Here is an 8,234-nt window from a genome sequence, read left to right as displayed (position 1 = left end):
TAGGCGGCCCGAGGTTTTAATAACCGCTTTGAGCGGTTCACAGTTCAAGCCCCCGGCTTTGCCGGGGGTACGTGACTACTCATCTTCAACCTCCCTTAACTCTTCCCCTCTTTCTTTACCCACATTTTCCTCGAAATAGTAGACTCCCACACCCGCTCTCAGCCTGCCCGTACCGCCTGCCGCGGGGTTGATGTCCCTGTCGTGCTCCGCTATGCGTCTGTTGAGAAGCTCCAGGAGTTCCTGACCATGTCTGGCGGAGAGATCTCTGATCTCGCCGACTACCTCAACAGGAAGGTTGTCGTAACTGACCTTTCTCTGAAACATCGGCTCCTCTTTCCGGTCAGTCAGATTATGATCGATGGTAGACATGAGATCGGCCACATCGGTACCGAGGATCCCGATCTTGTCTACCTCTCCTGTCCGTGGAATATAGGCCCGGCCAAGCAGCCTGATCCGCCCGTCACCAGATCGGGTAACTGCCCCGACACGTACGAGTTCGTCCAGGATGGCCCTGACTGGAACATCGCCGCTGTAAAGACGAACAAGTTCGGCAAAGGAGATCTCACCATTTTCTAAGGCAAGCTCCTTTGGCTCTCCAGCCTTATCGTGGAATTTCGGATCACTGATCCAGCCACTGATAACCCGGGCGGCCCGGTTGTACCTTTGAACGGAGATGTCATCGTCAGATCCAGCCGTTTCCTTGACCCGGCTGATCTCTTTCCTGGACAGACCCGTTATTACGGACACACGGGAAACGGAAGCCTTTCTGCCCTCGATGGTGAACTCCTCTGATGCCACTGTAACGTAGACCCTTTTGGCAATCTCGATGAAGGTCCCGAAAGGGGCACCGTTCCGCAGAAGGATCCTGACCAAAGGTTTCAGGAGTTTAAATATTGCTGACGAAATTGCTTTTTCTATGGATTCCATAATTGGGAATATAATCCCAAATATAAGGGCTGCCAAGTTTAAACTAAAAAAATTACAATTTAGCCCATCACTGCTATGTGGCCTTCTGTGGCCCAGAACAGGCCAATAAAAAAGCCCCTCAAAGGAGGGGCCGGTGCAGGGCGATTAAAGGTATGGGAACTCTAAACGATCACAGGGATATGATCATAATTATGCTGCGGATCGGTGTTGAACTTTGGGAAAGGATACAAGATCCTCCATTTCGACCCTGATACCGAGTTTTTCCCCAATGTTGTGATTATGATGACTTGGCAGCAGAGAAAGTATGTTTTCTCCGTTAACGATCTTCAAGGTAAACAGAATATTTGGCCCGCGGTACTCCTTTTGTACGATAGTTGCCATACATTCACTATTGTCGTCGTGGACTATATCTTCCGGCCTTATGAGCACATTGACCGCATCGCCTTCACCGGGACTTTTTATCATGGGTTTTTTTATCATTCCCAGGGACGTTCGCACTCCCACGCCCTCAACGACGAAGCCGTCAACCATGACTCCCTCACCTATAAAGGCTCCGACATCCATGCTTGATGGTTTATGATAAAGCTCATGGGCTGTGCCCCACTGCAGCATTTGTCCGTTCATGACAACGTCGATCTCATCCGCCATCGCGAAGGCCTCTTGCTGGTTGTGGGTTACCATGAGAGCCGTCAAGCCCTGTTCTTTTATGATCCGTCGGACCTCTTTTGATAAATTTCCCCTCAACGCTACATCCAGATTTGAGAACGGTTCATCAAGCAGGATGATCTCCGGCTTGATGGCCAGTGTCCGGGCCAGGGCAACGCGCTGCTGTTGTCCCCCTGACAGTTCATGGGGATAATTATCCCCGAACTGTTTCAATCCCACCTTTTCGAGCAACGACCGGATGGTCCCCCCTTTCACTTCCCGAAACTGGTGCCTTAATCCGAAACCTACATTTCCCTTGACCGTGAGGTGCGGAAAGAGAGCATAGTCCTGGAACACCATGCCGATACGCCGTTTCTCTGGCGGAACAAAATAACCGTTTCCGGAAACGGTCTGCCCGTGAAGGATCATTTTCCCGCTGTCAGCGGTTTCGAAACCCGCGACCAGCCTGAGCAGGGTCGTTTTGCCGCTTCCACTGGGTCCCAAAAGGGACCCGATCTGGCCTTTCCGGAGGGTGAGACTCACATCGTCAACCACTTTAGCGGAACCAAAATTCTTGTTTATTTTCTGCAGCTGAAGAATGTTTTCCACGGTTTACTTCTCCAGGGGTTTTCTATCATCATCGTTTTCATCCGACAGCCTGGTAAGGATGGCGACCGGTATGAGTCCCGCAACGATAAGGGTGATGGCTGGAAGGGCGGCTCTTTCCCACTCTCCCTCGGATGTCAGCTCAAATATCTTTGTGGCCAGTGTGCCCAGACCGAATGACCTGGTCATAAGCGTGATGGGCAGCTCTTTCATAACATCCACAAATACCAGCATGGCTGCCGTTAATACTCCGCCTCTGAGTAACGGAAGGTAGACTTTCCTGATGAGGTCGAACCCCTTCATTCCCATCAGCCTGGCCGTTTCGTGAAGGCTTCGCGTCACTTGCTGCATGGAGCTGTCTATGGAGCTGTGGCCGACCGCAAGGAACCTAACCATGTACCCTGTGAGCATTGCCAGGATGGTTCCCTGCAGGAACGGTCCACGGGATTCTCCAGGCAGGTAACTCCAGATCCGATCAAGCACGTTGTCAAACCCTGCCACAGCCATGAATATTCCTACCGCGAGCACGGTTCCGGGTAGTGCGTAGCCCAGTGTGGATACCCTGGTGATGTTTCTAAAAAACGGGCTGGCGATCCTGGTGCCTGTATAGGACAGTATGAGAGACACAAGACAAATGAGGATCGAGGATAAGGCGCCGAGCATCAAGGTTGTCGTCAAGAGACTGAAATACCTTGAATCCAGTTCTACGCTGAAAGAGCGACTGGCCCAGACAATAAGCTGCCCGGCGGGGACGAGGAAAGCCAGCATCAGGATAATAGATGCGTATGCTGTGGCCAGGTACTTCCCTGGAGAACCCAGCGCAAAGGTGTTGGCCGAAGATCTCCCGCTTCCCATTTCAGTGTATCCCATCCGGGCTCTTGATCTGCCCTCCACAGTAAGTGCCGTGAAAGCAAGTAAGATGAGAGGCAGGGAAAGTTTGGCCGCTGCCGGCAGTGAGAAGAACCCGAACCATGCCTTGTATATAGCAGTCGTAAAGGTGTCGAAATTGAAAATAGAGACTGCTCCAAAATCGGCAAGTGTTTCCATAACAACAAGCATGGTGCCGCCAACGATCCAGGGTCTGGCCATGGGTAAAGCAACCTTGAAGAACCCCTGAAAAGGTCCGTGGCCGAGGGAACGGGCTGCTTCCATCGCTCTCATGCCCTGTGTTTTGAAAGCGTTGCGGGCCAGCAGGTACACATACGGGTAAAGGGCAAGAGATAGAACGATAATCACGCCTCATACCGAACGCACGTCAGGAAGGCCTGGCAGAGAAGCTTGGCGCAGCAGGGACTGGACAGGTCCCGTGTAATCGAACAGGCCGATAAAGGTGAACGCGAGAACATAAGCCGGAACTGCCATGGGAAGCAGAAGAGCCCAGGAGAATAGCCGCCTGCCCGGAAAGTCACACATTGACGTCAGCCATGCAAGGCTCACTCCCAGCACGAGGGAACACGCACCTGCCCCGACAACCAGGATCGCGGTATTTCTCAGGAGCTGGAAGAGGAGGGTCGATGCGATGTGATGGATGATTTCACCTGAAGGTTTAAAAGCCGTGATCAGGATCATCAGGAGCGGGACACATACAACGACTGCCACTGCTAACGTGACGATAGACCAGATGCTGAACCACTGACGTAACCCTCGCAAAGCAGCTGATGCGATTTTAGGCAACGGTTTTGGCCCCTCTGGCAAGGATGTCGGGCGGGCGAAAGTAAAATCCCTGTCTAGCGGTATCCAACCCTGTCCATGAGTTTGATGGCTGCCGACTAAAGTGTTCCGGCCTGTGCCAGGTTCATGGTACTCTGTTTATAGGTTCCCCATGATTTAACGGTGAGGTGAGGTTCGACTGCGGAGTTCACGGGATATTCCATGTTAGAGTCGGCAAAAACACGCTGCGCCTTCGGAGATGTCAGCCACTCCAGAAACTTTAATGCCTCGTATTTATGAGTAGCGTAGGTCGTTATCCCGGCCCCGAAAACGTTTACATGAACACCGCTGCTGCTCTGGCCCGGCCAGAAAAGAGCAAGAGGCAAGTCAGGTTTCTTTTTAATCAATCGGCCGTAATAGTAGCTGTTAACAATACCTGCATCTCCCTGACCGGCGGCTATGGCTTCCATGACCTTGGTGTCGTTGGAAAACGGATCAGCGGCAAGGTTGCCGACCCAGGATCGGACGATGCTCTCCGTATGGTCGACTCCATGCTCGGAGATGAGCATGGCCACCAGGGACTGGTTGTAGACCTTCTTGGATGTACGAAGTAAAAGTCGTCCCTTCCATTTCGGGTCACCTAGCGCCTCATAAGTAAAGAGTTCCTCCGGTTTCACCCTATCCGTGTTGTAGACGATGGTCCGTGCCCTAATGGAAAGACAGAACAACTTTCCCTGGGGGTCCCGGAGGTGTTCAGGGATGTTCGTCTCCAGAATTTCTGAACTTACAGGCTGGAGGAGCCCCTGGTCGGCCGCATACCAAAGATTTCCGGCATCCACGGTGATCAGGACATCGGCTGGAGTTCTCGCGCCTTCAGTTTTGAGTCTTTGGACAAGGGCCCCTGCCTTGTCGGTGATAAACTTGGTCTTGATCCCTGTCTCTTTGGTGAATTCCTCAAAAAGCGGTTCAATGAGATGTTCGTTCCTGGCCGAGTAAACAACAACCTCCGCCGCACTGGCGAAACCGGCGAAGAAGGTGAGTAGAAAAGCGCTGACAGTGATAAACAAAAATAGCTTTTTCATGGTCCTTGACCTCCTTGATATTGAAAACCATTATCAATAAAATATTAAAAAAAGGTTATATGCAATCCCTGCAGATCCCGTACAGGACCATCCTGTGGAATTGAAGGGTGAAGCCTTGCCTGCTTGCCTGCTTCACTTGCAGGTCTTCGATATCCGGATCGTGAAACTCCACCTGCCGGGAGCATTTTGTACAAACTATATGATCGTGATGCTCATCTTCCCTTTTAAGTTCATATCTAATCACACCGTCACCGAAGGAAACCTCGTTGGAGATCCCGGCATCTACCAGCAGCTTTATAGTCCTGTATACAGTGGCCTGTCCGATGCCGGGTGTGTCTGCTTTAACGGTGTCGTACAGTTCTTCGGAGGAAACATGCCCTCCATGTTCCAGAAAAGCCTGGAGGATCAGCCTTCTCTGGGATGTCAACTTCAGATCCTTTCCGGAAAGGTATTTTATGAAAAGCTGCTCGACCATAATATTCCTTAGAAAATGAGAATCATTATCAACTGGTCGCTATTTAACACTCACACTCCGCTTTGACAACAGAACGGTCTGCTTTAATTCGACCATTGGCGTATGTTGGAGTTGTTATTTTGCTAGTATTCCGGAGAATGTGAGCACTGCCATGATCATGAACAGCGTAAAGGCACCAAGCCTTGCATACTTCAGGGGAAGACGATCCATGATCCATCTTCCGGCGTATACAACAGGGATGTTGGCTACGAGCATCCCCAGTGTCGTTCCCACGATAACCCAGACAAGATTATTGTACCTGGCTGCGAGCACAACAGTCGCGATCTGGGTCTTGTCACCTATTTCAGCTATAGCCACTATGGCAGTTGAACTGAGCAGAACTTCCATGATGTGCCTTTCGGTTTGAACCAAAGTTCTGAAATGGATTAGTTTTCTTGCCAGGCGGAGGCGGGTTCTAACAGAAGGAAAACAGCTAAGGGACGTCTCTTAATGTATGCTTTTTGGGCGGCACTTTAATAGATTGCCGGTAACCCCTGGTGATCCTTTTGGCCTTAAACACTGAATCTGCTGAACTGTCCATTTTTTCTAATGTCCTCTGTGGTGAATTATAATCTCTTCTATGCCCAGTTTTAGATTCCTTCTGCGAAACCCTGCGGTGCAGCCTATAAGGGGCTGCTCTGCGTTAAGGCTTTTGACCTTCTACTGACTTCTGGATTCTGGCTCCTGGATTCTGTTTTTACTCACTGAACACTTGTGCTGTGAATCGGTACAACTCAGCTCCCTGCTTCTCCCACGTCTTATCAGGTAACCCCGCCTTCCTGCAGATCCCTTTCAGGTATTCGTCTTTGTCCCAACCCTGCTCCACCGGGACCTGGGGAAGCAGGACCCCGCTTTGCCCCATGTAAGTCAGGTACAGCCCGTCCCTTCCCACCTCAATGTCATCCACACTTCCCACCTTCATGAAAGGAGACATAACCGATATTTCGAGGCTGATGTTGGGCAGCTCTTCAGGCTTTACAGGTGTGAATCGGCTGTCCCGGCTGCACGAGGAGACGGTCATCTCTACCACGGAGCGGTAAAGGGGCATGGTGGCTCTAAGCTGTCCGATACACCCCCTGAGCTGTCCCCTTGATTTGAGGGTGACAAAGGCTGCGCCAGGCTTTGTCAATGCCGTGGATCCAGGGAGAAACTCAGGCCGCTCCTTGTCGTTGACATAGGCGGTGAGGGTCGTGCGAGCCAGGGTGAGGAGGGATTTCTTGTCTAATAAGGACAGATCCCCGGAGGGGTTGACGAAGGCGATGGAGCCATAACCCACCACACGGTTCCGATCCCCGGCCGTGTCGCCGGAGTTCTCGTATTTGAGGATCGTTCCTCCTTCGATACCCATCTTTTTGCCCAGGTGCATCATTACCTGAACAGGCCCGAGGCCGCACAATTCCGATTGTTTTGTGGAGCACTGGCTGACCAGGGTCTCGATCTCACCGTTTCCGATAATGTCGAGAGTGCCGGAATCTTTAGCTTTGGCTTGATCGTAGGGCAGATAGTGGGACATATCGGAACTGGCCACGTAAAGCACATTGCGTCCCCGAAACTGGTGGGCCAGTATCTCAGCGAAGGTTTCTGCGAGCCTGGGGTCAGGGCTTCCCATAACCACCGGAACGATCGTAAAGCCGGGCGCCAGAGCGGTTTGCAGGAACGGCAGGTGGACCTCCATGGAGTGCTCCCTGGCGAACAGGGCTGGACCATAGGAGATCAAATCGGACTGGCCTATGAGGGCACGGACAGCCTCCCTGTCAATGGAAATTTCTCCCAGCGGGGTTCGATAGGCGTCCGCATCGAGGACGGAGACCCCGGCGAGGGTGGAGGTGTGGGACGGAGCGATGACAACAACGACTTCGTATTCTTTACCTTCTACCTCATTATAGGCGTGCCCGGCTGCCGGCCCGGAGTAGACGTAGCCTGCATGGGGAGCTATGAGGCCGTAGATCTCTCCTTTGACTTTCTGTTCACCCGCTCCCTCCAGGAAGGATCTGACCATAGTCTTAAGCTCTGTGGGATGAGCCGGGTAGAATCTGCCCACCACTACCGGCGTCTGAACTGATTTTGCGTTGCATGCCGTGGCCACAAGAGCCATGGGTAGGAGTCCCACCGCCAGGAGGATCGACAGCTTTTTATAAAAACGCGCTTCGGTTTTGCTCACCGGATACCGGACCTTGCGGTAGGCCCACCGCACCGGCAATATCGCGGCGGCGGTGGCACCAAAAAGAATCCGGATGAGGTTTCTGCGTGAAATTTCTTTCATAACTCCTCATTTTTCAGGTCAAATACCAGAAACGCAGAGTACGCGAAAAGACGCGGAGAGGATCTAATTAATTCGTATATGACTATTCACCAAAGTAATTTAAAAGTAACCCCGGAATCTAATTTTGTCAGGGTCGCAAAAAGTCCATTATTGGCTTTTTGCTCCTCGGAAAGTAAAAAGTGTCATTTTCACTTTTCTTACAAATCAATGGCTTACACCCGCAGTCATTAATTTGGGCGCCCATACGGGGCGCCTTGATGGACTTTTTGCGAGTCCATCAATTTTTAACTTTGCACTAAATTCACCACTTTTTCAGAAACCGTTCATCCGCCGGTTTTCCAAGTATTCGTCTGAAATAACGGAATAATTTCCATCTTCTAAGATTCCCTCCGCCGTCCTCCGTGACTCCGTGGTGAAAAACATTGCTTTGATAGCAACCATGCTTTTCTCCAGGTCCAGGTTTCTCTGTGCCTTCTATGAGTAGGCCGGTCCTGTCAACGGGAAACTGGTCTATTGCCGACATCGGAAGCCCTTGCTTACACCCTGC

At 51.6% G+C, this 8,234-nt stretch carries 7 protein-coding genes and 1 pseudogene; all 8 read right to left on the bottom strand.

Annotation, left to right across the window (positions count from 1 at the left end; genetic code table 11):
* Positions 1-75 precede the first annotated feature (75 nt).
* The 8 genes and pseudogenes from P1S59_13940 to amrB all read right to left on the bottom strand — a co-directional run bounded on the left by P1S59_13940 (position 76) and on the right by amrB (position 7,687).
* A complete protein-coding gene (locus P1S59_13940) occupies positions 76-927 on the bottom strand; it encodes a DUF6502 family protein (protein ID MDF1527335.1) in 852 nt (283 codons plus the stop codon).
* 189 nt (positions 928-1,116) lie between these two features.
* Entirely contained in the window at positions 1,117-2,181 is a 1,065-nt protein-coding gene (locus P1S59_13935; GenBank protein MDF1527334.1) for an ABC transporter ATP-binding protein, read from the bottom strand.
* A 3-nt stretch (positions 2,182-2,184) separates the two neighbouring features.
* Positions 2,185-3,414: an iron ABC transporter permease gene (locus P1S59_13930; GenBank protein ID MDF1527333.1), complete on the bottom strand. Its 1,230-nt coding sequence runs from the start codon at positions 3,412-3,414 to the stop codon at positions 2,185-2,187.
* Between the two features lie 3 nt (positions 3,415-3,417).
* Positions 3,418-3,852, bottom strand: coding sequence for a hypothetical protein (locus P1S59_13925; protein ID MDF1527332.1), 435 nt, complete (start codon positions 3,850-3,852; stop codon positions 3,418-3,420).
* Between the two features lie 95 nt (positions 3,853-3,947).
* Positions 3,948-4,910 carry an extracellular solute-binding protein gene (locus P1S59_13920; GenBank protein ID MDF1527331.1) on the bottom strand — a complete coding sequence of 321 codons (963 nt, stop codon included), beginning with the start codon at positions 4,908-4,910 and terminating at the stop codon, positions 3,948-3,950.
* 55 nt (positions 4,911-4,965) lie between these two features.
* Positions 4,966-5,385, bottom strand: coding sequence for a Fur family transcriptional regulator (locus P1S59_13915; GenBank protein MDF1527330.1), 420 nt, complete (start codon positions 5,383-5,385; stop codon positions 4,966-4,968).
* 114 nt (positions 5,386-5,499) lie between these two features.
* A pseudogene (locus P1S59_13910) lies at positions 5,500-5,760 on the bottom strand (TMEM165/GDT1 family protein).
* Positions 5,761-6,121: 361 nt separating this feature from the next.
* Positions 6,122-7,687 carry an AmmeMemoRadiSam system protein B gene (gene amrB, locus P1S59_13905; GenBank protein ID MDF1527329.1) on the bottom strand — a complete coding sequence of 522 codons (1,566 nt, stop codon included), beginning with the start codon at positions 7,685-7,687 and terminating at the stop codon, positions 6,122-6,124.
* Positions 7,688-8,234 lie beyond the last annotated feature (547 nt).

It is taken from the genome of bacterium (assembly GCA_029210965.1).
GTDB lineage: Bacteria > BMS3Abin14 > BMS3Abin14 > BMS3Abin14 > BMS3Abin14 > JALHUC01.
This window is presented reverse-complemented; position numbering and strand designations above follow the sequence as displayed.